Source organism: Janthinobacterium amylolyticum, from assembly GCF_051380655.1.
GTDB lineage: Bacteria > Pseudomonadota > Gammaproteobacteria > Burkholderiales > Burkholderiaceae_D > Janthinobacterium.
The window spans coordinates 341487-364089 of sequence record NZ_JBNYXL010000007.1; the positions used below are offsets into that span (position 1 = coordinate 341487).

Annotated in this window: 22 protein-coding genes and 1 pseudogene; 22 read left to right on the forward strand and 1 reads right to left on the reverse strand. The window is 61.0% G+C overall.

The features are described 5' to 3' along the window. Positions 1-12 precede the first annotated feature (12 nt). The 15 genes and pseudogenes from ACQ4WR_RS17230 to ACQ4WR_RS17300 all read left to right on the forward strand — a co-directional run bounded on the left by ACQ4WR_RS17230 (position 13) and on the right by ACQ4WR_RS17300 (position 16793). A complete protein-coding gene (locus ACQ4WR_RS17230) occupies positions 13-135 on the forward strand; it encodes an entericidin A/B family lipoprotein (protein ID WP_010400408.1) in 123 nt (40 codons plus the stop codon). A gap of 51 nt (positions 136-186) precedes the next feature. After that, complete coding sequence (gene leuD, locus ACQ4WR_RS17235; RefSeq protein WP_436488699.1) at positions 187-834, forward strand: 3-isopropylmalate dehydratase small subunit; 648 nt, start codon at positions 187-189, stop codon at positions 832-834. 10 nt (positions 835-844) lie between these two features. Further along, positions 845-1915 (forward strand): 3-isopropylmalate dehydrogenase, encoded by a 1071-nt coding sequence (gene leuB / locus ACQ4WR_RS17240; protein ID WP_436488700.1) that lies wholly within the window; start codon positions 845-847, stop codon positions 1913-1915. A 45-nt stretch (positions 1916-1960) separates the two neighbouring features. Beyond that, a complete protein-coding gene (gene asd, locus ACQ4WR_RS17245; protein ID WP_436488702.1) occupies positions 1961-3088 on the forward strand; it encodes an aspartate-semialdehyde dehydrogenase in 1128 nt (375 codons plus the stop codon). 294 nt (positions 3089-3382) lie between these two features. Next, entirely contained in the window at positions 3383-5872 is a 2490-nt protein-coding gene (locus tag ACQ4WR_RS17250; RefSeq protein WP_436488704.1) for a motility hub landmark protein FimV, read from the forward strand. 189 nt (positions 5873-6061) lie between these two features. Continuing rightward, on the forward strand, positions 6062-6892 hold the full coding sequence (gene truA, locus ACQ4WR_RS17255; RefSeq protein WP_436488706.1) for a tRNA pseudouridine(38-40) synthase TruA: 831 nt from the start codon (positions 6062-6064) through the stop codon (positions 6890-6892). Positions 6893-6946: 54 nt separating this feature from the next. Beyond that, positions 6947-7642: pseudogene (locus tag ACQ4WR_RS17260) on the forward strand (phosphoribosylanthranilate isomerase); the annotation flags it as partial. Next, the gene (gene trpB, locus ACQ4WR_RS17265) at positions 7635-8885 is read left to right on the forward strand and encodes a tryptophan synthase subunit beta (protein ID WP_436488708.1); all 1251 of its coding nucleotides are present in this window, start codon (positions 7635-7637) and stop codon (positions 8883-8885) included. The pseudogene ACQ4WR_RS17260 and the gene trpB, both read left to right, overlap by 8 nt. Before the next feature lie 85 nt (positions 8886-8970). Further along, entirely contained in the window at positions 8971-9768 is a 798-nt protein-coding gene (gene trpA / locus ACQ4WR_RS17270; RefSeq protein WP_102296572.1) for a tryptophan synthase subunit alpha, read from the forward strand. Positions 9769-9965: 197 nt separating this feature from the next. Further along, positions 9966-10838, forward strand: a complete 873-nt coding sequence (gene accD / locus ACQ4WR_RS17275) for an acetyl-CoA carboxylase, carboxyltransferase subunit beta (RefSeq protein WP_010400390.1) — start codon at positions 9966-9968, stop codon at positions 10836-10838. Between the two features lie 174 nt (positions 10839-11012). Beyond that, a complete protein-coding gene (folC, locus tag ACQ4WR_RS17280; protein ID WP_436488710.1) occupies positions 11013-12311 on the forward strand; it encodes a bifunctional tetrahydrofolate synthase/dihydrofolate synthase in 1299 nt (432 codons plus the stop codon). 24 nt (positions 12312-12335) lie between these two features. Beyond that, on the forward strand, positions 12336-13331 hold the full coding sequence (locus tag ACQ4WR_RS17285) for an SPOR domain-containing protein (RefSeq protein WP_436488712.1): 996 nt from the start codon (positions 12336-12338) through the stop codon (positions 13329-13331). Positions 13332-13351: 20 nt separating this feature from the next. Further along, positions 13352-13840: a CvpA family protein gene (locus ACQ4WR_RS17290; RefSeq protein WP_102296567.1), complete on the forward strand. Its 489-nt coding sequence runs from the start codon at positions 13352-13354 to the stop codon at positions 13838-13840. Positions 13841-13879: 39 nt separating this feature from the next. After that, complete coding sequence (purF, locus tag ACQ4WR_RS17295) at positions 13880-15403, forward strand: amidophosphoribosyltransferase (RefSeq protein WP_102296565.1); 1524 nt, start codon at positions 13880-13882, stop codon at positions 15401-15403. A gap of 148 nt (positions 15404-15551) precedes the next feature. Continuing rightward, complete coding sequence (locus tag ACQ4WR_RS17300) at positions 15552-16793, forward strand: cystathionine gamma-synthase family protein (protein WP_436488715.1); 1242 nt, start codon at positions 15552-15554, stop codon at positions 16791-16793. A 69-nt stretch (positions 16794-16862) separates the two neighbouring features. Here ACQ4WR_RS17300 and lexA read toward each other — a convergent pair whose 3' ends face one another. Then, on the reverse strand, positions 16863-17498 hold the full coding sequence (gene lexA, locus ACQ4WR_RS17305) for a transcriptional repressor LexA (RefSeq protein WP_071322550.1): 636 nt from the start codon (positions 17496-17498) through the stop codon (positions 16863-16865). A gap of 275 nt (positions 17499-17773) precedes the next feature. Here lexA and rpsF point away from each other — a divergent pair, with 275 nt between their 5' ends. The 7 genes from rpsF (at position 17774) to ACQ4WR_RS17340 (ending at position 22583) form a co-directional block, all read left to right on the forward strand. Beyond that, positions 17774-18172, forward strand: a complete 399-nt coding sequence (rpsF, locus tag ACQ4WR_RS17310) for a 30S ribosomal protein S6 (protein ID WP_436488717.1) — start codon at positions 17774-17776, stop codon at positions 18170-18172. 20 nt (positions 18173-18192) lie between these two features. After that, entirely contained in the window at positions 18193-18492 is a 300-nt protein-coding gene (gene priB / locus ACQ4WR_RS17315) for a primosomal replication protein N (protein WP_034750494.1), read from the forward strand. A gap of 25 nt (positions 18493-18517) precedes the next feature. Then, positions 18518-18808, forward strand: coding sequence for a 30S ribosomal protein S18 (gene rpsR, locus ACQ4WR_RS17320; protein ID WP_010400024.1), 291 nt, complete (start codon positions 18518-18520; stop codon positions 18806-18808). 27 nt (positions 18809-18835) lie between these two features. Next, positions 18836-19291 (forward strand): 50S ribosomal protein L9, encoded by a 456-nt coding sequence (rplI, locus tag ACQ4WR_RS17325; protein ID WP_034783456.1) that lies wholly within the window; start codon positions 18836-18838, stop codon positions 19289-19291. Between the two features lie 135 nt (positions 19292-19426). Continuing rightward, a complete protein-coding gene (locus ACQ4WR_RS17330) occupies positions 19427-20812 on the forward strand; it encodes a replicative DNA helicase (protein ID WP_071322553.1) in 1386 nt (461 codons plus the stop codon). A gap of 91 nt (positions 20813-20903) precedes the next feature. Further along, positions 20904-21530 carry a DUF47 domain-containing protein gene (locus ACQ4WR_RS17335; RefSeq protein ID WP_102296560.1) on the forward strand — a complete coding sequence of 209 codons (627 nt, stop codon included), beginning with the start codon at positions 20904-20906 and terminating at the stop codon, positions 21528-21530. 39 nt (positions 21531-21569) lie between these two features. After that, the gene (locus ACQ4WR_RS17340) at positions 21570-22583 is read left to right on the forward strand and encodes an inorganic phosphate transporter (RefSeq protein WP_436488720.1); all 1014 of its coding nucleotides are present in this window, start codon (positions 21570-21572) and stop codon (positions 22581-22583) included. The last annotated feature ends 20 nt before the right edge of the window (positions 22584-22603 follow it).

Here is a 22603-nt window from a genome sequence, read left to right on the forward strand (position 1 = left end):
TAAAAAATCATCATGAAAAAACTCTTCGCCCTCCTCATCGCCACCGTCATCCTGTCTGGCTGCAACACCGTATCCGGCATCGGCCGCGATGTGCAGAAAGTCGGCCAGGTTGTCACTGGCGCCGGCGGAAAATAAACCGTGGCGGGCCGGTGCAGCGCGCCGCCCGTCCTACCGAGTAGAAACAGCATGGATAAATTTACGATTTACGAAGGCCTGGTCGCCCCGCTGGACCGCGCCAACGTCGACACCGACGCGATTATTCCGAAGCAATTCCTGAAGTCGATCCACCGCAGCGGTTTCGGCCCCAACCTGTTCGACGAATGGCGTTATCTCGACCATGGCGAACCGGGCCAGGACAACAGCCGCCGCCCGCTGAACCCGGAGTTCGTGCTCAACGAGCCGCGCTACCAGGGCGCTTCGATCTTGCTGACGCGCAAGAATTTCGGCTGCGGCTCCTCGCGCGAACACGCGCCGTGGGCGCTGGATCAATACGGTTTCCGCGCCATCATCGCGCCATCGTTTGCCGACATCTTCTTCAATAACTGCTACAAGAACGGCTTGCTGCCCATTGTGCTGCCGGAAGCGCAGGTCGAGCACCTGTTCAATGAAGTCAAGGCTTTCCCCGGCTTCAAGCTGGTGGTGGACCTGGAGCAGCAATGCGTGCGCACCAGCAATGGTTCCGTGTCGTATCCATTCGAGATCGATGCATTCCGCAAATATTGCCTGATGAATGGACTCGACGATATTGGCCTGACCCTGCGCCACGCCGACGATATCCGCGCCTTCGAAGAACGTCACCTGAATAGTCAGCCCTGGTTGGCCAACGTAATCTAAAGATCACTCCATGAAAATTGCAATCTTACCCGGCGACGGCATCGGTCCTGAAATCGTCGCGCAAGCCGTCAAGGTACTGAATGTACTGGGCGAATCGTTCGAGCTGGAAAGCGCGCCCGTGGGCGGCGCCGGCTATGCGGCCCATGGACACCCGCTGCCCGAAGGTACTCTTGCCCTGGCGAAAGCGGCCGATGCCGTGCTGTTCGGCGCTGTCGGCGATTATCAATACGACAATCTGGAGCGCCAGTTCCGTCCGGAACAGGCGATCCTGGGCCTGCGCAAGAACCTGGGCCTGTTCGCCAACCTGCGTCCGGCCATCCTGTATCCGGAACTGGCGGGCGCCTCGACCCTGAAGCCGGAAGTGGTTTCCGGCCTGGATATTTTGATCATCCGTGAATTGACGGGCGACATTTATTTCGGCCAGCCCCGTGGCGTGCGCGAGTGCCCGGACGGCCCGTTCAAGGGCCAGCGCGAAGGCTTTGATACCATGCGCTATGCGGAAGGGGAAATCCGCCGCATCGCCCACGTGGCTTTCCAGGCCGCGCAAAAGCGCGACAAGCGCCTGACCAGCGTGGACAAGGCGAACGTGCTGGAAACCTTCCAGTTCTGGAAAGACATCGTCATCGACGTGCACAAGGAATACCCGGATGTGGCGCTTGACCACATGTATGTCGACAACGCGGCCATGCAGCTGGTGCGGGCACCGAAGAAATTCGACGTCATGGTGACCGGCAACATGTTCGGCGATATCCTGTCCGACGCGGCCGCCATGCTGACGGGGTCGATCGGCATGCTGCCGTCCGCTTCGCTGGACGCCAACAACAAGGGCCTGTACGAGCCATCGCACGGTTCGGCGCCCGATATCGCCGGCAAGGGGATCGCCAATCCGCTGGCGACGATCTTGTCGGCCGCCATGATGCTGCGCTATTCGCTGAATCGCGAAGAGCAGGCCGACCGGGTGGAAGCGGCCGTGAAGAAAGTACTGGCGCAGGGCTTGCGCACGGCCGACATCCATGAAGCGGGCACGACTTTGGTCGGTACCGAGGCGATGGGTGATGCAGTTGTAAAAGCGCTGGGATAAAATAGTCTAATGACGGCAGTCGCCGTCTCATCTTGAGGAATGGTAATGAAATTAGTTGGCTTGGTAGGTTGGCGCGGTATGGTCGGTTCGGTCCTGATGCAACGCATGCAGGAAGAGGGCGATTTCGCCCACATCGAACCGGTGTTTTTCACCACTTCAAACACGGGCGGCGCGGCGCCGGCCATGGCGAAGAATGAAACCATCCTCAAGGATGCCAACAACATCGCCGAACTGTCCAAGTGCGACATCATTATTTCCTGCCAGGGCGGCGACTACACGAGCGCCGTGTTCCCGCAGCTGCGCGCCAGCGGCTGGAACGGTTACTGGATTGATGCGGCTTCGACCTTGCGCATGGAAAAAGACGCCGTCATCGTGCTCGACCCTGTCAACCTGCACGTCATCAAGGATGCGCTGGGCAAGGGCGTCAAGAACTACATCGGCGGCAACTGCACCGTGTCGTGCATGATGATGGGCCTGGGCGGCCTGTTCCAGCACGACCTGATCGACTGGATGACGTCGATGACCTACCAGGCGGCATCGGGCGGCGGCGCCCAGCACATGCGCGAACTGCTGACGCAGTTTGGCACCATCAACGGCTCCGTCAAGGCGCTGCTGGACAACCCCGCTTCCGCCATCCTGGAAATCGACCGCCAGGTGCTGGCCACCCAGCACGGCTATTCCGCGGATGAAATCAAGCAGTTCGGCGCGCCGCTGGCCGGCAACCTGATTCCATGGATCGACAAGGACCTGGGCAACGGCCAGTCGAAGGAAGAGTGGAAAGCCGGTGCGGAAACCAACAAGATCCTGGGCCGCGGCGTCGATTTCGGCACCAAGGAAATCCCTGTCGACGGCCTGTGCGTGCGCATCGGCGCCATGCGCTGCCATTCGCAGGCGCTGACCATCAAGCTGAAAAAAGACGTGCCGCTCGATGAAATCAACGACATCATCGCCAGCAACAACGAGTGGGTGAAATTCGTGCCGAACACGCGCGAAGCGTCCGTGCGCGACCTGTCGCCAGCGGCCGTCACGGGCAGCCTGACGATCCCTGTCGGCCGCGTGCGCAAGATGAGCATGGGCGGCGAATATCTGTCCGCCTTCACCGTGGGCGACCAGTTGCTGTGGGGCGCGGCCGAGCCGCTGCGCCGCATGCTGCGTATTTTGCTCGACGCGTAACAAGAATAAATCAGCAAATAATCCGCTATAAATCAGCAATAAATCAGCAGTAAAGCGCTGATGAGTATCAAGCCGGGGTGGTTTTCCCGGCTTTTTTTTCGTCCTGAGCCCGTCAAGGCTCAACCATGCGGAGCTTGCATAGCTCTGGGCATGATGATATGTTGATACCTCTGGAAAAGTAACAGTTTTCCCATGTCAACTAAGATGCCGCCAACTATGCCTGTACACACTCGTCCCCGGGTCGCCTCCCTTGCCATCAAAACGCTCAGCAGCGCTGTTGCCTGCGCGGTGTTATTGTCACCGGCGGCATACGCGGCCGAACTGGGCAAGATCACGGTGCTGTCCGCCGCCGGCCAGCCGCTACGCGCCGAGGTCGAGTTGTCGGCCATCAAGCCGGGCGAAGCTGCCAGCCTGCTGGCCAAGCTGGCGCCGCCGGATGCGTATCGCCAGGCCAATGTGGAATTCAATCCCGCCCTGAATGCCTTGACGTTTGCCGTGGAAAACCGCAATGGCAAGCCTTTCATTCGCATCAGCTCGGCACAGCCGGTGGCTGAACCAATGGTCGACCTGCTGCTGGAACTGAGCAGCAAGAGCGGGCGCCAGGTGCGCGAGTATGCGTTCGTGCTCGACACGCCGGAAGCGCGCCAGACGCGCGGCGCGCAGGTGGCTGCACCGGTAGAGCCAGGCAAGGCCAAGGCCGCCGCCACTGCCGCTGCTACTGATGCCGCACCGGCCGCGGCGAAAAAGGCCGCCAGCGAATACAAGGTCAGGACGGGCGACACGCTGAGCCGCATCGCCAGCGAACTGAAGCCGTCGGGCGTGTCGCTCGACATGATGCTCGTTGCTCTGTACCGCGCCAATCCGGATGCCTTCAAGGGCGAGAACATGAACCGCATGCAGGCGGGGCGCATCCTGGCCGTGCCGGGCGCGGACACCATCCGCGCCACCAGTGCGGCCGAGGCGAAGGGCGTGGTGACGGCGCACGCCATCGATTTCGAAGCCTACCGCAACAAGCTGGCGGGCCAGGTCGCCCAGAGCAAGCCGGCCAAGGCGGCGCAGGCGACGCAAAGCACGGCCGGCAAGATCGGCGCCACCAAGGTGCAGGAAAAGCCGACGGCCGTGAGCGAGTCGCAAGACAAGCTGAAACTGTCGAAGGCGGAACCGGCGGCCAAGGCCCCTGGCAAGAGCGCCGTGGCCAGCGAGGAAGACAAGATCGCCAAGGCGAAGCAGGTCGATGAAGCGGCCGCCCGCGTCAAGGAACTGGAAAAGAACGTCAGCGACCTGGAAAAGCTGATGGCCGTGAAGAGCAAGGCCATGGCTGACAAGAGCGCGCCGGCGCCGGCCAAGCCGGCCGAGACGGCCGCCAGCGCGCCGGCCCCGGCCGCCGAGGCGCAGCCGCCCGTGCCGAAGGCCAAGCCCGTGCCGCTGGTGAAAAAACCGTCGCCGCTGGAACCGACCTTTGCCGACAAGATCAATGACCACCTGGGTGCCATCGGCATCGGCCTGGCCGCGCTGATGGCTGCCGTGGCGGCCCTGGTGATCGCGCGCCGCCGCAAGGACGCGCCGCCGGCGCAAGACGATGCCGCACCCGTGTTCGAGCCGGAAGCGCCCGTGACGCCGCCAGCCGGCGTGGCGCCGGAAGACCAGCAGTCCGAAGCCAGCAATCACCTGTTTGGCGCCGGTGCCGCCGCCGCTGGCATCGCCGCCGCCACGGCGGGTGCGGGTGCGCTCGATGGCAATGAAGTGGACCCTGTGGCCGAAGCCGATGTGTATATCGCCTACGGCCGCGATGGCCAGGCGGAAGATATCCTCAAGGAAGCACTGCGCATCCACCCGGACCGCCATGCGGCGCGCCTGAAGCTGCTGGAAATCTATTCTGCCCGCAACGATGTGCGCGCCTTTGAAGATCAGGCTAGCGAACTGTACAGTTTGACGCGCGGCCAGGGCGAGGAGTGGCCGCAAGCCGCTGCCCTGGGCCTGGCGCTCGATCCCGCCAACCCGCTGTATGGTGACACGGAAGATGATGCCGTCGTCAGCCTGAGCAAGGGCGCCGGCGACGATTTGCGTGGCCAGAGCATGGACCTGCCTGACGAACCGGCCAACTCCGCGCAGGCGGACGTGGCGCCGGTAGCCGACCTGGCGCCGGCCGGGCCGGCTGCCGTTCCGTCGCGCGATGTCCGCGATCCGCTCGACTTTGACCTCGACAGTCTCGATTTCGAGCCTGTTTCCACCAGCGACCCTATCGTCATGCCGGGACCGGACGTCAAGCCGGCGCCGGTGCTGCAGGAAGCGCAGGATGCACACTACGACGCCAGCATGGATTTCGGCCTCGACCTGGAGCCGCCAGCCGGTCCCGTGAATGGCGTGGGCGCGGGCCTGACGCCACTGCCTGATCCATTGAAGGATGTGGACCTGGCGCACTTCGACCTGGATGAGCCCGTGGCGCCGGCTGCGGCCCCGGTAGCGGCAGCCGACTCTTCGGTCGACAGCCTGTTCGACGACGCGCAAGCGCCGGCCGCGCCGCCGGAAAATATCCCGCCTGCGCAGGAATTCGACCTGTCCGGCATCGACTTGGACCTGAACGACGGCAAGACGGCCAGCGCCGGCGTGGACGACCCGCTGTCGGCTATCCACATGGAAATGGATACCAAGCTGGACCTGGCGATCGCTTACCAGGAAATCGGCGACAAGGAAGGCGCGCGCGAGCTGATCGATGAGGTCATCAAGGGCGGCAGCGAAGAGCAGGTTGCCAAGGCGAATACGATGAGAGCTTTGCTGAGCTAACCTGAGCGTCGATACGACGGCCATGGCTGCGTTGCGCGGTCATGGCGTTCACCTTGTACTATTTCACCTTGTACTATTTCACCTTGTACTATTCGTACTGTCTTCGACCGCGCGCCTTGCCCAGAACGCCAGCTCGCTCGCGTAGGTCGATGCGGCGCACCGGGGCTGCCGCGCCGGTATAATGCTTCGATGCAAAATATTACGACAGCAACGCCATTCAAGCGTATCGCCCTGGGTCTGCAGTATGACGGCACGGCCTGGCATGGGTACCAGAAGCAGGAAGATGGCCAGACGGTGCAGGACCAGCTGGAAAACGCGCTGCAGCAGTTTGCCCGCGTGCGCCTGGCCACCACCTGCGCCGGCCGCACGGACACGGGCGTGCATGCGCTTGAACAAGTCGTGCACTTCGATACGGACCTGAACCGCGACGTGCACTCGTGGGTGCGCGGCGTGAATGCCTTCCTGCCGAAATCCATTGCCGTGCGCTGGGCCAAGGAACTCGAAGGCGATCCGACGGTCAATGACTTCTTCCACGCCCGTTTCAGTGCCCGCGCGCGCACCTATCATTATGTGTTGTACAACAACGCCACGCGTTCGCCACTGGTGGAAGGGCGCGCCGGCTTCTTTTTCCGTCCGCTGGACGTGGAACTGATGCGCCAGGCCGTGCAGCCGCTGCTGGGCTGGCATGACTTCACAGCCTTCCGCGCCGCGCAATGCCAGGCCAAGTCGCCTGTTAAGCTCATGCATGACATCCGCATCGAGCGGCACGGCGATTGCGTGATTTTTACGATCACGGCCAATGCCTTCCTGCATCACATGGTGCGCAACCTGGTCGGCTCGCTCGTGTATGTCGGCACGGGGCGGGAAAAGCCGGACTGGCTCGGGCATTTACTGGAAAGCAAAGACCGCCACGCGGCCGCGCCCACCTTCATGCCGGACGGCCTGTATCTGGCGAAGATCGATTACGATCCCAAGTGGGGCTTGCCGCAAGACAGCAGCAGCGCGCTGCCCTGGTTCTGACGTTTTGCATCAAGCAAGTTTGCATCAAGCAATTGCGCATCAAGCAATAACTTCAAGGAAGACAGCATGCCACGCACACGCATCAAGATCTGCGGCCTGACCAGAGTCGAAGACATCCACGCCGTCGTGGCGGCGGGCGCCGACGCCATCGGCTTCGTGTTTTACCCGAAAAGCCCCCGCTACGTGACGCCGCAACAGGCGGCCAGCCTGATTGCCGCCGTGCCGCCCTATGTGACGACGGTGGGCCTGTTCGTCAACGCCACGCTGGACGAGGTGCGGGCAACGAAGGCAGTGGCGCCCTTGTCGCTGCTGCAATTCCATGGCGACGAGACGCCAGAACACAGCGCCGCGCTGGCTGGCGCCGTGCAAACGCCATTTACGCAGGTGTTCCGCGTCAAACCTGACACCTCGTTTGAAGATTTGCTAGAATACGAACAGCGCTATCGTGCCGCCAGTCCCTTGTTTGCCAGCCTCTTGCTGGATACCTATGTGGACGCCTATGGCGGTGCAGGAAAGGTATTTGATTGGTCCCTCATTCCAGAAGAACTCGCGCCTCGGGTCGTTTTAAGTGGTGGCTTGAGCGTACAAAACGCGACTGATGCAGTGGTGCGCGTGCGCCCTTACGCCGTCGACATCAGCAGTGGTGTCGAGGCGTCCAAGGGCATCAAGGACGCATCCAGAGTCCGCGCGTTCATCGCCGCGGTACAGGATGCCGATGCCATCATTGCCAGAGGAAACCATCATGAATGACCGCACCACAGCGCCCGGCGCAGCCGCCGCATTGTTCCACGCCACCGATTACCCGTTTCCCGACCTGCGCGGCCACTTCGGTCCGTACGGCGGCTCGTTTGTTGCCGAAACACTCACCCATGCGCTCGCTGAACTGAAGGACGCCTACGCCCGCTACAGCGCGGACCCGGAATTCCTCGAAGAATTCCGCTACGAGCTGAAACATTTCGTCGGCCGCCCGTCGCCCATCTACCACGCCAAGCGCTGGTCCGAGCTGGCAGGCGGCGCGCAGATCTATTTCAAGCGCGAAGACTTGAACCACACGGGCGCGCACAAGATCAATAACGTCATCGGCCAGGCCCTGCTGGCCAAGCGCATGGGCAAGCCGCGCATCATCGCCGAGACGGGCGCCGGCCAGCACGGCGTGGCCACGGCCACCATCTGTGCCCGCTTCGGCCTCGAATGCGTGGTCTACATGGGCAGCGAAGACGTCAAGCGCCAGGCGCAGAACGTGTACCGCATGAAACTGCTGGGCGCTACCGTCGTGCCTGTCGAATCCGGCTCCAAGACCCTCAAGGATGCGCTGAACGAAGCCATGCGCGACTGGGTCACGAACATTGAAAACACGTTTTATATCATCGGCACCGTGGCCGGCCCGCATCCTTACCCGATGATGGTGCGCGACTTCCAGTCCGTGATCGGCGAGGAGTGCCTGGTGCAGATGCCGGAAATGACGGGCCGCCAGCCCGACTACGTGCTGGCCTGCATCGGCGGCGGTTCGAACGCCATGGGCATTTTTTACCCGTATATCGACCAGAAGGACGTCAAACTGATCGGCGTGGAAGCGGCCGGCGAAGGGCTGGACACGGGCAAGCACTCGGCCTCGCTGACGGCCGGTTTCCCGGGCGTGCTGCACGGCAACCGCACCTATCTGCTGCAGGATGACAACGGCCAGATCATCGAGACGCACTCCGTCTCGGCCGGCCTCGACTATCCTGGCGTGGGTCCGGAACATGCGTGGCTGAAAGACTCTGGCCGCGCGCAATACGTGTCCATCACGGATGAGGAAGCGCTGCAGGCTTTCCACGACTGCTGCCATATCGAAGGCATCATCCCGGCCCTGGAATCGTCGCACGCCTTGGCCTACGCGGCCAAGCTGGCGGCCACCTTGTCGAAAGACCAGATCGTGCTGGCCAACCTGTCGGGCCGTGGCGACAAGGACATGCATACCGTGGCGGAACGCATGGGATTGAATTTCAGTTAAATAACTGACAACCCCAGTATTGCGTAGGTCGGATTAGCGCGCAAGCGCGTAATCCGACACCCTCCACCGATAAAGAAAGCATCCCATGTCCCGTATCGCCACCACCTTTGCCAATTTAAAATCGAACAACAAGACCGGCCTGGTCACCTTCATCACCGCCGGCGACCCCGGCCCTGACGCCACCGTGCCGCTGATGCATGCGCTCGTCGAGGGCGGCGCCGACGTGCTGGAACTGGGCGTGCCGTTTTCCGATCCCATGGCGGAAGGCCCCGTCATCCAGCGCGCCTGCGAGCGTGCGCTGAAATTCAATGTCGGCATCCATGACGTGTTCGGCTACGTGCGCCAGTTCCGCGAGACGAACCAGACGACGCCCGTGGTACTGATGGGCTATGCCAATCCCATCGAGCGCATCGGCAGCGCCGCCTTCATCGCGGCGGCACAGGCGGCCGGTGCCGATGGCGCCATCGTCGTCGACTATCCGCCGGAAGAATGCGAAGAGTTCGGCGCCGCCATGCGCGAAGCGGGCCTCGACCTGATTTTCCTGCTGGCGCCCACTTCGACCGAGGAGCGCATCGCCCAAGTGGCCAAGGTCGGCGGCGGCTTCAGCTATTACGTGTCGCTGAAAGGCGTGACGGGAGCGGGTAACATTGATACGCAACAGGTGGCTGAACGCCTCGCGGCCATCCGCCAGCATGTAAAATTACCCATCGGCGTGGGCTTCGGCATCCGCGATGGCGCCACGGCCAAGGCCGTTGCCAAGGTGGCCGATGCCGTCGTCATCGGCAGCCGCATCATCCAGGAGATAGAAAACGCGCCGGCAGGCGGCGCCGTGGACGCCGTGCGCAGCTTTACGGCCGGCATCCGCGCCGCACTGGATGCCTGAGCAAGCTTGCCGTTTACGCAAGATGCGTTGGCGGCAAAGTTCGACAGCCCGGCGATAAACGGCTACACTTCGGCCACTGATTTGCCTGTTATTGTGCAATAGATAAAATTTTTGGTGGCGTCCTGCGGGGCGCCGCCGTTGACCGTCTGCCGGGGGTGTCCACCGACGCTACCCCTACAAGGGCCCAAGGAGAAAATATGAGTTGGTTGGAAAAACTGCTGCCACCGCGCATACAGCGTTCGGACGCCGCCGCGCGCAAGACCATGCCGGAAGGCCTGTGGGTCAAGTGCCCGTCGTGCGAAGCCGTGCTGTACCGTACGGACCTGGAATCGAATTTGCACGTCTGCCCGAAGTGCGACCACCACATGCGCATCCGCGCGCGCGAACGCCTCGACAGCCTGCTCGACGCGGGCGGCCGCTACGAAATCGGCCAGGAAATCCTGCCCGTCGATACCCTGAAGTTCAAGGACAGCAAGAAATACCCGGACCGCCTGAAATCCGCCATGGAAGCGACGGGCGAGACGGATGCGATGGTCGTCATGGGCGGGGCCATCATGAGCCTGCCAGTGGTCGTGGCGTGCTTCGAATTCGAATTCATGGGCGGCTCCATGGGCTCCGTGGTCGGCGAGCGCTTCGTGCGCGGCGCGCAGATCGCGCTGGAACAGAAAGTGCCGTTCATTTGCATCACCGCCACCGGTGGCGCGCGCATGCAGGAAGGCTTGCTGTCGCTGATGCAGATGGCGAAAACCACGGCCATGCTGACCAAACTGTCGGAAAAGAAATTGCCATTCATCAGCGTGCTGACCGACCCGACCATGGGCGGCGTGTCCGCTTCGTTCGCCTTCATGGGCGACGTCGTCATCGCCGAGCCGAAAGCGCTGATCGGCTTTGCCGGCCCGCGCGTGATTGAAAACACCGTGCGCGAAAAACTGCCGGAAGGCTTCCAGCGCGCCGAGTTCCTCGTTACCAAGGGCGCCGTCGACATGATCGTCGACCGCCGCAAGATGCGCGAAGAAATCGCCCGCCTGCTGGCCTTGCTGCAGAATCAGGCCGTGGAAGTGCTGGCTTGATTGTATTGAATGGAATAATGTCCATTTGCCTGAACCCATGAACTGCTGGGGTCGGACCCGACGGGGAGATTCACTCCAGTGGAGTGAATCTCGATCCCGCAGGGACCGACCCCAGATGTTGTTTAGGGTCATCTGTTTTTCTGCCTCGCGCATCCTTACCTCAAGAAGTCTCCCATGCAAAACCTCCCCACCACCTTGCCGGACTGGCTCGCCATGCTGGAAACCCGCCATTCGGAAACCCAGATCAACATGGGCCTGGACCGAGTGCAAGCCGTCAAGGCGCGCATGCAGCTGGCTTTTATTTGCCCCGTGATCATGGTGGCGGGCACGAACGGCAAGGGATCCACCTGCGCCATGCTGGAATCGGTGCTGTTGCGCGCTGGCTACAAAGTGGGCCTGTACATCAAGCCGCACTTCCTCGATTTCAATGAGCGCGCGCGCGTGCTGGGCGAGATGGCCAGCGATGAACAGCTCGTCGCCAGCTTCAACGCTGTCGAGGCCGTGCGCGGCGACACGCCGCTGACGTATTTTGAATTCACCACCCTGGCGATTTTGCACCTGCTGGCGCAGGCAAAGCTGGACGTGGCCATCCTGGAAGTGGGCCTGGGCGGGCGCCTGGACGCCGTCAACGTGATCGACGCCGACGTGGCCATCGTCACCAGCGTCGACATCGATCATACGGATTACCTGGGCGATACGCGCGAAGCGATCGGCTTTGAAAAGGCCGGCATCTTCCGTCCGGGCAAGGCGGCCATCTGCAGCGACCCCGTGCCGCCGCAGTCGCTGATCGACCATGCCGAGGCCATCGGCGCCGACCTGTGGCTGATGGGCCGCGATTTCAATTATTCGGGCGACAAGCAGCAGTGGAACTATGGCGGGCGCGAGCAGCGCCGCAATTCGCTCGCGTATCCAAGCTTGCGTGGCGCCAACCAGATCCTCAACGCGACGGCCGTGCTGGCCGCGCTGGAAGTGCTGAAGCTGAAACTGCCCGTGGGCGCGCAGGAAGTGCGCACGGGCCTGGTGACGGTGGAACTGCCGGGCCGCTTCCAGGTCTTGCCTGGCCGCCCCAGCGTGATCCTCGACGTGGCGCACAACCCCCATGCTGCCTCGGCGCTGAACCAGAACCTGGGCAATATGGGTTTCCATCCGTACACCTATGCCGTCTTCGGTTCCATGCAGGACAAGGATATCGATGGCGTACTGGCCGCCATGTCCGAACACGTCGACCACTGGTGCCTGACGGGCCTGCCTTCGCCGCGCGCTGCCACAGCCTCCGAGCTGGCCGCCAAGGTGCAGATCATGCTGGAAGACAAGCCTGACAGCAGCGAACATACTGTGTCTATTTTCGATGATCCGGCACAAGCTTTTGCAAATGCAATGAGCCGGGCCGGTGAGAATGATAGAATTGTGGTCTTTGGTTCTTTCCTCACCGTTGCCGGCGTGATGAAGGCCCGAAAATCCTCACTTCACTGAAACGCACTCGACTGAAAATCACGCATGGGCTTGTTCTCGAAACTGTTTAAAAACAAGCAAGAATCCTCTGGCGAAGACAGCGGCTTTTATGTCCCTGGCGAAGCACAGTCGCCGACCCGCAAGCGCGCTGCCAACACCTCCGGTGGCGGCGGATCGCGCCGTGGCGGCAAGGACGCAACGGATCCGGTCTTGCCTGAAAAGAAGCGCGCACGCCGCCGCCTGGTCGGGGCCATCGCCCTGGCCCTGGGCGTGGCTGTCGGCTTGCCGATGCTGCTCGATTCCGAGCCGAAAGCCCCTTTCAACGATATCGCCATCGACATCCCGTCGAAGGAAAAAGCCGCGCCGGCACCTGCACCCGTGCCGGCCGTCCCGGCCCAGGCCGCGGCAAGCAATGGCCTGGACCAGTCCGAGGAAATCGTCGACACGCCGCTGCCGCCGGCGGCCAAGCCGGCGCCAGCGCCAGCACCCGTGCTTGCCGCTGCCCAGCCAGCTCCCGTCAAGCCCGCGTATGTGGAGCCGAAACCGGAGCCGAAACCGGAGCCGAAGCCCGAGCCCAAGCCGGTCAAGGTGGAGCCGAAACCTGAACCGAAACACGAACCGAAGCCGGAACCGAAGCACGAGCCCAAGGCGGAAACCAAGCCTGAGCCCAAGCATGAGGTGAAACCGGAAGCCAAGCCCGAAGCGAAACCTGCCAAGCCGGCGCAGTCTGCCGACGATGCGGCGCGCGCACTGGCGATCCTGGAAGGCAAGCCCGTGGAGAAGCCGCAGGAAAAAGCCCACGATGCCGGCAGCGGCAAGTTCGTGGTGCAGGTGGCGGCCCTGGCGACGCAGGACAAGGTCGACGAATTGCAGGACAAGCTGCGCGAAGCAGGCATCAAGTCGTACACGCAGAAAGTCTCCAGCCCTGCTGGCGAGCGTATCCGTGTGCGGGTGGGCCCGTTCGGCAGCCGCGAAGACGCGGAAAAGACACGCGCCAAGCTGCAAAAGCTGGGCCTGGGCGGTTCGCTGGTGCCAGCGTGATCATGCAAGGCTGAGCGCGCGTGACGATCTTCGATTACCTGGTGCTGTTCGTGCTGGTGACGTCCGTGCTGATCAGCATGATGCGTGGCCTGGTCAAGGAAATACTGTCATTGGTCAGCTGGATCGTGGCCTTCGTCATTGCCAACGCCTATGGCGCCACCCTGGCGAAATTCCTGCCGGAAGCCGTACCGGGCGAAGCCATCCGGTTATTGCTGGCCTTCGTCGTGCTGTTCATCGGCGTGCGTATTCTGATGGGCTTGCTGTCCATGACGGTCGACGCGCTTGTCAAGGTGACGGGCCTGAGCCTGGCCGACCGCACCCTGGGCAGCCTGTTCGGCCTGGCGCGGGGCCTTGTGATCGTGCTGACCGCCGTCATCTTGTGCGGTATGACGACCATCCCGCAGCAGCCATTCTGGAAAAACGCGCTGCTCAGCCCGGTCGCGGAACAGGGCGCGCGCGCCATCAAGCCTTATCTGCCTGCCGCTTACGCGCAGCATGTGAAATTTTGAATTTTTTTTAAAATCAGTAGCACAGTTTAGGAGCACACCATGTGTGGCATCGTCGGCGTCGTTTCCCATCAACCTGTCAATCAATTGCTCTATGATGCATTGTTGCTCTTGCAACATCGCGGTCAGGATGCGGCAGGGATTGCGACCAATCACAGCAGTATGTTTTCCATGCACAAGGCCAATGGCCTCGTACGTGACGTCTTCCGTACGCGCAACATGCGTTCGCTGCAAGGCACCACCGGCATCGGCCACTGTCGCTACCCGACGGCCGGTTCGTCGAGCGAAGAGGAAGCACAGCCGTTTTATGTGAATGCGCCGTTCGGCATCACCCTGGCGCACAATGGCAACCTGACCAACTGGGAGCAGTTGAAACAGGAAATGTTCAAGAACGACCGCCGCCACATCAATACCGATTCCGACTCGGAAGTGCTGCTCAACGTGCTGGCGCATGAAATCCAGGAAGCGACGACGGGCCTGAACCTGGACCCGGAAGCCATCTTCAAGGCCGTCACCGTGCTGAACCGCCGCGTCAAGGGTGGCTACGCCGCCGTCGCGCAAATCGCCGGCGTGGGCTTGCTGGCCTTCCGCGACCCGCACGGCATCCGTCCGCTGTGCCTGGGCATCAATGAAACGGAGCAGGGTCCTGAATACCTGATCGCTTCCGAATCCGTGGCCCTGGAAGGCATGGGCTTCCGCTTCGTGCGCGACATCGGTCCTGGCGAAGCCGTCTTCATCGACGCCGACAAGCAATTGCACAGCGCCCAGTGCGCCGACAATGCCAGCCTGAATCCGTGCGTCTTCGAATTCGTCTACCTGGCGCGTCCCGATTCCGTCATCGACGGCGCTTCCGTGTACGCCACGCGCCTGAAAATGGGCGAATACCTGGCCGAAAAGATCCGCACCGAATTGCCCGGCGTGCATATCGACGTGGTCATGCCGATTCCCGATTCCTCGCGACCGGCCGCCATCCAGCTGGCCATGGCGCTGAACATCGAGTACCGCGAAGGCTTCATCAAGAACCGCTACATCGGCCGTACCTTCATCATGCCGGGCCAGGCGGCGCGTAAGAAATCCGTGCGCCAGAAGCTCAACGCGATTCCATCCGAGTTCAAGGATAAAGTCGTGCTGCTGGTCGACGACTCCATCGTGCGCGGCACCACCAGCCGTGAAATCGTGCAGATGGCGCGCGAAGCGGGCGCGACTAAGGTCATCTTCGCCTCGGCCGCGCCACCGGTGATCTACCCGAACGTGTACGGCATCGACATGCCGACGCGCGACGAATTGATCGCCTACGGCCGCACGACGGAAGAAGTGTGCCGCGAAATCACGGCCGACTACCTGGTGTACCAGGATATCGAAGCGCTGAAGCAGGCGATTGCCGACGTCAACCCGGCCCTGACCAACTTCGAGGCATCGTGCTTCGATGGCGTCTACGTGACGGGCGACGTGTCGCAGGAATACCTGGACCGCCTGGAATATGCGCGCCACCATCCGAAGGCGGCAGCGCCCGAAGATACGCCGCGTTCCCAGCTGAACCTGAACCTCGCTACTACCGAGGCTTGATACTGGGCCCGGCTATTGCCGGGCTTTTTTTTCGGGGTCAGACCCGCCGGGGGAGTGCGCGCCAGTGGTGCGCATTCCGATCCCGAAGGGACTGACCCCAGCACTTGCCTTGGGTTAAGCGGCAAGACGAGTATTTGGAACTTCCACCATGACTACCAAAAAAAACTACGGCTTCACCACCACCATCCTGCACAACGACCGCCGCAAGGGCATCGAGCACGGCTCCTTGCACAAGCCCGTGCACACTTCCGTTGCCTTTGGCTACGCCGATGCGCGCCAGCTTGCTTCCGTGTTCCAGGGCAAGGAGCCAGGCTTCCGCTATGGCCGCCAGGGTAACCCGACCGTTTCCGCGCTGGAAGACAAGGTCAACAAGATGGAAGACGGCGTGGCGACTTTGTGCTTCGCCACCGGCATGGGCGCCATCGGCGCCGTGGTGCAGTCGCTGTTGCGCGCGGGCGACCATGTCGTCTCGTCGGCGTTTTTGTTTGGCAACACCAACAGCCTGTGGCAAACGGTGACGGGGCAGGGCATCGGCGTGTCGTTCGTCGACGCCACCGAGGTGGCCAACGTGGCGGCCGCCATTACGCCGGCCACGCGCATCGTGTTTGTGGAAACCATCGCCAATCCCCGTACGCAGATCGCCGACCTGAAGAAAATCGGCGACCTGTGCCGTGAAAAAGGCATCCTCTACATCGTCGACAACACCATGACGACGCCGTATCTGTTCCGCCCGAAAGCCGTGGGTGCGGGCCTGGTGGTGAACGCCTTGACGAAATCCATCGGCGGCCACGGCAATGCGCTGGGCGGCAGCCTGACGGATACGGGCGTGTTCGACTGGACGCGGTACCCGAACATCTTTGAAAATTATAAAAAGGCGGCGCCGGCGCAGTGGGGCATCGCGCAAATCCGCGCCAAGGCCTTGCGCGATTTCGGCGCCTCGCTGGGTCCGGAAGCGGCGCACCATATTGCTGTCGGCGCGGAAACCATGGCCTTGCGCATGGACCGCACCTGCTCGAACGCCCTGGCGCTGGCGACCATGCTTGCCGCCGACCCACGAGTGGCTGCCGTGCATTACCCGGGCCTGGCGTCGCACCCGCAACATGCGCTGGCGACGGACCTGTTCCGCAGCTATGGTTCGCTGTTCAGCTTTGAGCTGAAGGATGGCATCGACTGCTTCGATTTCCTCAATCGGTTGAACCTGGCTATTCCCGCGAGCAACCTGGGCGACACGCGCACCCTGGTGATTCCTGTCGCCCACACGATCTTTTATGAGATGGGCGCCGAGCGCCGCGCCAGCATGGGCATTGCCGAGTCCTTGATTCGCGTGTCTGTCGGTATCGAAGATGAAGCAGACTTATTGGAAGATTTCAGCAACGCACTGGACGCATAAGCAGCCGCGCACCATGTAAAAAGGGCCGCGACAGTGATGCTGTCGCGGCCCTTTTTTACGTGCGGCAATTTAATGCCAGCTGCGCATCAAGCCTACCGCCAAACCTTCCAAAGCAAACTCGTCTTCCGGCGACACGGTGATCACCTTGAAGTCGGGGTTTTCCGGCAGCAGTTCGATGACGGAACCGGTTTTTTTGTAGCGCTTGACGGTGACTTCGTCGCCGATGCGGGCGACGACGATCTGGCCGTTCTTGGCGCTGTCGACCTTTTTCACGGCCAGCAAGTCGCCATCCATGATGCCGGCGTCGCGCATGGACCAGCCGCGCACCTTCAGCAGGAAGTCGGGCTTGGCCGAGAACAGGGCAGGGTCGACGTTGTAGCTCGCTTCCAGGTTTTCCTGCGCCAGGATGGGCGAGCCGGCCGCCACCCGGCCGATCAGCGGCAGCGACATCAGCAGCGCTGCCGGCACCTTCGATGGCAGGGTTTCTGCGGCAGCGCCGATCAGGCGGATGCCGCGCGAGGTGCCCGGCGAAATCTCGATGGCGCCCTTGCGGGCCAGGGCCTGCAAATGCTCTTCGGCCGCGTTGGCCGATTTGAAGCCCAATTCATTGGCGATCTCGGCACGGGTGGGAGGGAAACCCGTATTTTCAATCGCGTCCTTGATCAGGTTCAGGATTTGTTCTTGTCGTGCTGTCAGCTTGATCATGAGCGGTGGGTGCATACTAAAATGCTGTCTATATGAACAGTCTGTATTTTTGTACAGTATCGTCCACTATGCAAGGGGATTTCCGTATTTTGGGCGGATTTCGCAAGAAATACTTGTGCACCGATGAAAAGCGGCGCGGCGCGCGGACTTTTCGGGTGCAGGTGGAAGGAATGATTGAAACGTTTGCAAAAGGCGGTTATAATCTTCGGCTGACCTTCCCACACCCGTCTTGACGCCGGGGTGGGCGATTATCAATCCGACCTGAAGGAGTTTGCATGCGTCATTATGAAATAGTCTTTATCGTCCATCCGGACCAAAGCGAGCAAGTGCCCGCGATGATCGAACGCTACAAAGCCAGCGTAACCACCCGCGGCGGTTCGGTTCACCGCGTGGAAGATTGGGGCCGCCGTCAAATGGCTTACTCGATCCAAAAGCTGCCTAAAGCACACTACATCTGCCTGAACATCGAATGCGACAACGAGACCCTGGTCGAGTTGGAAACAGCATTCAAATTCAATGATGCCGTGTTGCGTCACCTGACCGTTAAAATGAAGAAAGCTGAAACAGCTCCTTCGCCGATGATGAAATCGGTACAACGCGAAGACGCGGCCAAAAGCCACCGCACCGAAGCACCAGCAGCCGCTCCAGCCGCTCCAGCCGCAGCAGCAGCTTAATTCTTGACCAGGATCGTGCGCTGAACCAGCTACAAGTAACCGCCATCATTGCCGAGCGCGAAATATTGCGCTATACCCCGGCAGGGCTGCCGATTGTGAATGCAGTATTGCAGCACAGTTCGCAGCAGATGGAAGCAGGGATTGCCCGTTTGACCGAGTTTGATGTTGCCGCGCTAGCCGCTGGCGAAATCTCAGGCCGGTTCAGTCAGGCAAACTTGGGTGGGGTGTATCAGTTCACGGGTTTCCTGGCCAGGAAGAGCCGCAACAGCAAGAGTTTGGTGTTTCACATCATTGATTTTAGTGCAGTCAATTCTGACTAGCGCATTTTAGATACAGGAGCCTGACATGGCATTCGGTAAAAAGTTCGACAAAAATAAGCTCAAGCTTAAAGAAAAACGCAAACAGCAAAACCCGTTGTTCAAACGCAAGAAGTTCTGCCGCTTCACCGCAGCTCACGTTGAGCAAGTCGACTACAAAGACGTCGACACGCTGAAAGACTTCGTCCAAGAAAACGGCAAGATCATGCCAGCACGCCTGACCGGTACCAAAGCGCACTACCAGCGCCAAGTTGACACCGCAATCAAGCGCGCTCGCTTCCTCGCGCTGCTGCCATACACCGATCTGCACCACGCTTAATCGGTCAGATATTCCTGGAGAAGAACTATGCAAATCATTCTGTTAGAAAAAGTTGTTAACGTCGGTAACCTCGGCGAAGTCGTCAAAGTCAAAGACGGTTACGCACGTAACTTCCTGATCCCGCAACGCCTGGCACGTCGTGCCACGGCAACCGCTGTGGCTGAATTCGAAGTCAAGCGCGCCGAACTGGAAAAAGCTGCTGCCGCCAAACTGGCCGCATCGCAAGCCCAGGGCGAAAAACTGAGCGGCCTGACCGTTCAAGTTGCTCAAAAAGCTGGTGTTGATGGCCGTCTGTTCGGTTCCGTCACCAACTTCGACATCGCTGAAGCGCTGACCAAGCAAGGTTTTGCTGTTGAAAAAGCACAAATCCGCATGCCTACCGGCCCGTTGAAGATCGTTGGCGAGCACAACGTTTCGGTTGCTCTGCACACCGACGTGGTCGTGGAAGTTGTTATCGCTGTCGTACCAGACGCGAACGCGTAATCGTCTGCGGGCCTGGCCCGCAAGCGCTGCCGCACTATGAAAAGCCGGGTTCGCCCGGCTTTTTTGTGGCCTTTTTTTCCGCGATTTTTCGCCCTTTTTTTTTGCCCTGACGCCGAAGCGGGTATAATTCGCGCCATGAACGCCCCCTCTGATCCGCAACTGGATTCCCTCCGTATTCCGCCGCATTCGATCGAAGCAGAACAATCCGTCATCGGTGGTCTGCTGCGCGACAATGCCGCGTATGACCGCATCGCCGACTTCATGCATGCGGAGGATTTCTATCGCTATGACCATCGCATCATCTTCGAGCAAATCGTCAAGATGGTTAACGCTTCCAAGCCAGCCGATGTCATTACTGTTTTTGAAACCCTGACCCAGCTCGGCAAGGCCGAGGATGTGGGCGGACTCGCTTACCTGAACGCCATGGCGCAAAACACGCCATCGGCCGCGAACATCCGGCGCTACGCCGAGATCGTGCGCGACCGCGGCGTGCTGCGCAAACTCATCACCGTCGCTGACGATATTTCCGGCACGGCCTTCAGCCCGCAAGGCAAGGAAGTCAAGCAGATGCTTGACGAGGCCGAGTCGAAGATCTTCGCCATCGCCGAAGAAGGCGCGCGCGGCGCCCAAGGCTGGACCGCGATCCAGCCCCTGCTGACGCAGGTGGTCGAGCGCATCGATGAGCTGTACAGCCGCGACAACCAGAGTGAAATCACGGGCGTGCCCACCGGTTTCATCGACCTCGACCGCATGACCTCCGGTCTGCAGCCGGGCGACCTGGTGATCGTGGCGGGACGTCCTTCGATGGGCAAGACGGCGTTTTCCGTCAACATCGGCGAAAACGTGGCCATCGACAGCGGCTTGCCCGTGGCCGTGTTCTCGATGGAGATGGGCGGCGCCCAGCTGGCCATGCGTATGCTGGGCTCCGTGGGACAGCTGGACCAGCACCGTCTGCGTACCGGCCGCCTGAACGATGAAGACTGGCCGCGCCTGACCAACGCGATTCAAAAGATGAACGACGCCCAGTTGTACATCGATGAAACGCCGGCGCTGAACTCGATCGAATTGCGCGCCCGTTCGCGCCGTCTGTCGCGTCAATGCGGCAAGCTGGGCCTGATCATCGTCGATTACTTGCAACTGATGTCGGCAAATACTCCGGGCGATAACCGCGCCACGGAAATTTCCGAAATTTCGCGGGGCTTGAAAGGCCTGGCGAAAGAACTCGGTTGTCCCGTGATCGCGCTGTCCCAGCTGAACCGCTCGCTGGAACAACGCCCGAACAAACGTCCGGTCATGTCCGACTTGCGCGAATCGGGCGCTATTGAGCAGGATGCCGACGTGATCCTGTTCATTTACCGCGACGAGGTGTATAACCCCGACTCGCCAGACAAGGGGACGGCCGAAATCATCATCGGCAAACAACGTAACGGTCCAATCGGCAGCATCCGCCTCACCTTCATGGGGCAGTACACCAAATTTGGCAATTACAGTGGTGGCCTGGCGCTTTACCAAGGCGACTAACACAGCAGCACTGATATTCCATTGGCCGCCCCCGACAACGGGGCGGCTTTCTGTAGTAAATAACACGACTCAATGCTTAACGGAGAATGACATGTTTGGACGCTTGATGCCCACTGAGGGCAAGTTTTTTGAATTGTTTAACCAGCACGCGGAACTGTGCGTCAAGGGCGCAAAAGAGATGCTCGGCCTGATGACCAATTTCGACGACCTGGAAAACCGCGTACATGCGATTGAAAGCATCGAGAAACAGGCGGACAAAGTCACCTACGCCACCGTGGAAATGCTGCACAAGACCTTCATCACGCCGATCGACCGCGATGACATCCATCAGCTGATCACGCGCCAGGACGACATCCTCGACCTGCTGGAAGATGCGGCGCAAACCGTGTCGCTGTACGACCTGAAAGCCGTCACGCCGGAAGCCAAGCGCCTGGCCGAACTGGTACTGGCGTGCACCGAGAAAGTCCGCGACGCCGTGGCCATGCTGCACAACATGGATAACTCGCGCAAGATCGTCGCCATCTGCGAAGAGATCGACCGCCTGGAATCGGACGCCGACCACGTGATGCGCGCCGCCATGTCCAAGCTGTTCCGCGACGAACCGGACGTGCGCACCCTGATCAAGCTGAAGGCGATCTATGAAATTCTGGAAACCGTGACAGACCGTTGCGAAGATGTGTCCAACATTATCGAAGGCATCATCGTCGAAAACGCGTAACAGCGTCTGTCCTGAAACAGAATCAGAAAAGAAAAATCCATGCAAACCATCCAAATGAGCATCTACGTGCTAGGCCTGCTCGTCATCCTTGCACTGCTATTTGACTTCATGAACGGCTTCCACGATGCCGCCAACGCGATCGCCACGGTGGTCTCGACAGGCGTATTGAAACCGCAGACCGCGGTTGCCATGGCTGCCACCTTCAATTTCGTCGCCATCTTCGTCTTCCACCAGCTGACCGTGGCCGCCACGGTGGGCAAGGGGACGATCGACCCCGCGGTGATTGACCAATATGTGATATTTGGCGCCCTCATGGGCGCCATCGTGTGGAACCTCGTCACCTGGTACTACGGCATTCCTTCGTCGTCCTCGCACGCCCTGATCGGTGGCCTGGTGGGCGCCGCTGTGGCCAAGTCCGGCACGGGCGCGCTGATCTCGGCCGGCCTGTGGAAAGTCGTGCTGTTCATCGTGCTGTCGCCGGTGCTGGGCTTCCTGTTCGGTTCGCTGATCATGCTGCTGGTGTCGTGGATCTTCGTGCGCTCGACGCCGCGCAAGGTCGACAAATGGTTCCGCCGCCTGCAGCTGGTTTCGGCCGCGGCGTACAGCCTGGGCCACGGCGGCAATGACGCGCAAAAAACCATCGGCATCATCTGGATGCTGCTGATCGCCGCCGGCTATTCGAGCACCACCGACGCCGTGCCACCGCTGTGGGTCATCATCTCGTGCTACACGGCCATCAGCTTCGGTACGCTGTTCGGCGGCTGGCGCATCGTCAAGACCATGGGCCAGAAGATCACCAAGCTCAAACCGGTCGGCGGCTTCTGCGCTGAAACGGGCGGCGCCATCACCCTGTTCATCTCGACGGCCATGGGCATTCCCGTGTCGACCACGCACACCATCACGGGCGCCATCGTCGGCGTCGGCTCGGCACAAAAAATGTCGGCCGTACGCTGGGGTGTCGCCGGCAACATCGTCTGGGCCTGGATCTTCACGATTCCTGCCTCGGCATTCGTTGCGGCGATCGCCTGGTGGATTGGCCGGCACATCATGTAATGGATAGCCAGCGCCAGTAA

What these genes read in the sequence shown, in the direction of transcription:
- ACQ4WR_RS17330 (WP_071322553.1), top strand. Translation starts at nt 19,427, where the DNA reads ATGAACGCCCCCTCTGATCCGCAACTGGATTCCCTCCGTATTCCGCCG.
- trpB (WP_436488708.1), top strand. Translation starts at nt 7,635, where the DNA reads ATGAATGACCGCACCACAGCGCCCGGCGCAGCCGCCGCATTGTTCCAC.
- ACQ4WR_RS17335 (WP_102296560.1), top strand. Translation starts at nt 20,904, where the DNA reads ATGTTTGGACGCTTGATGCCCACTGAGGGCAAGTTTTTTGAATTGTTT.
- rplI (WP_034783456.1), top strand. Translation starts at nt 18,836, where the DNA reads ATGCAAATCATTCTGTTAGAAAAAGTTGTTAACGTCGGTAACCTCGGC.
- leuB (WP_436488700.1), top strand. Translation starts at nt 845, where the DNA reads ATGAAAATTGCAATCTTACCCGGCGACGGCATCGGTCCTGAAATCGTC.
- rpsF (WP_436488717.1), top strand. Translation starts at nt 17,774, where the DNA reads ATGCGTCATTATGAAATAGTCTTTATCGTCCATCCGGACCAAAGCGAG.
- accD (WP_010400390.1), top strand. Translation starts at nt 9,966, where the DNA reads ATGAGTTGGTTGGAAAAACTGCTGCCACCGCGCATACAGCGTTCGGAC.
- ACQ4WR_RS17300 (WP_436488715.1), top strand. Translation starts at nt 15,552, where the DNA reads ATGACTACCAAAAAAAACTACGGCTTCACCACCACCATCCTGCACAAC.
- leuD (WP_436488699.1), top strand. Translation starts at nt 187, where the DNA reads ATGGATAAATTTACGATTTACGAAGGCCTGGTCGCCCCGCTGGACCGC.
- purF (WP_102296565.1), top strand. Translation starts at nt 13,880, where the DNA reads ATGTGTGGCATCGTCGGCGTCGTTTCCCATCAACCTGTCAATCAATTG.
- ACQ4WR_RS17285 (WP_436488712.1), top strand. Translation starts at nt 12,336, where the DNA reads ATGGGCTTGTTCTCGAAACTGTTTAAAAACAAGCAAGAATCCTCTGGC.
- folC (WP_436488710.1), top strand. Translation starts at nt 11,013, where the DNA reads ATGCAAAACCTCCCCACCACCTTGCCGGACTGGCTCGCCATGCTGGAA.
- lexA (WP_071322550.1), bottom strand. Translation starts at nt 17,498, where the DNA reads ATGATCAAGCTGACAGCACGACAAGAACAAATCCTGAACCTGATCAAG.
- ACQ4WR_RS17340 (WP_436488720.1), top strand. Translation starts at nt 21,570, where the DNA reads ATGCAAACCATCCAAATGAGCATCTACGTGCTAGGCCTGCTCGTCATC.
- trpA (WP_102296572.1), top strand. Translation starts at nt 8,971, where the DNA reads ATGTCCCGTATCGCCACCACCTTTGCCAATTTAAAATCGAACAACAAG.
- ACQ4WR_RS17230 (WP_010400408.1), top strand. Translation starts at nt 13, where the DNA reads ATGAAAAAACTCTTCGCCCTCCTCATCGCCACCGTCATCCTGTCTGGC.
- truA (WP_436488706.1), top strand. Translation starts at nt 6,062, where the DNA reads ATGCAAAATATTACGACAGCAACGCCATTCAAGCGTATCGCCCTGGGT.
- rpsR (WP_010400024.1), top strand. Translation starts at nt 18,518, where the DNA reads ATGGCATTCGGTAAAAAGTTCGACAAAAATAAGCTCAAGCTTAAAGAA.
- asd (WP_436488702.1), top strand. Translation starts at nt 1,961, where the DNA reads ATGAAATTAGTTGGCTTGGTAGGTTGGCGCGGTATGGTCGGTTCGGTC.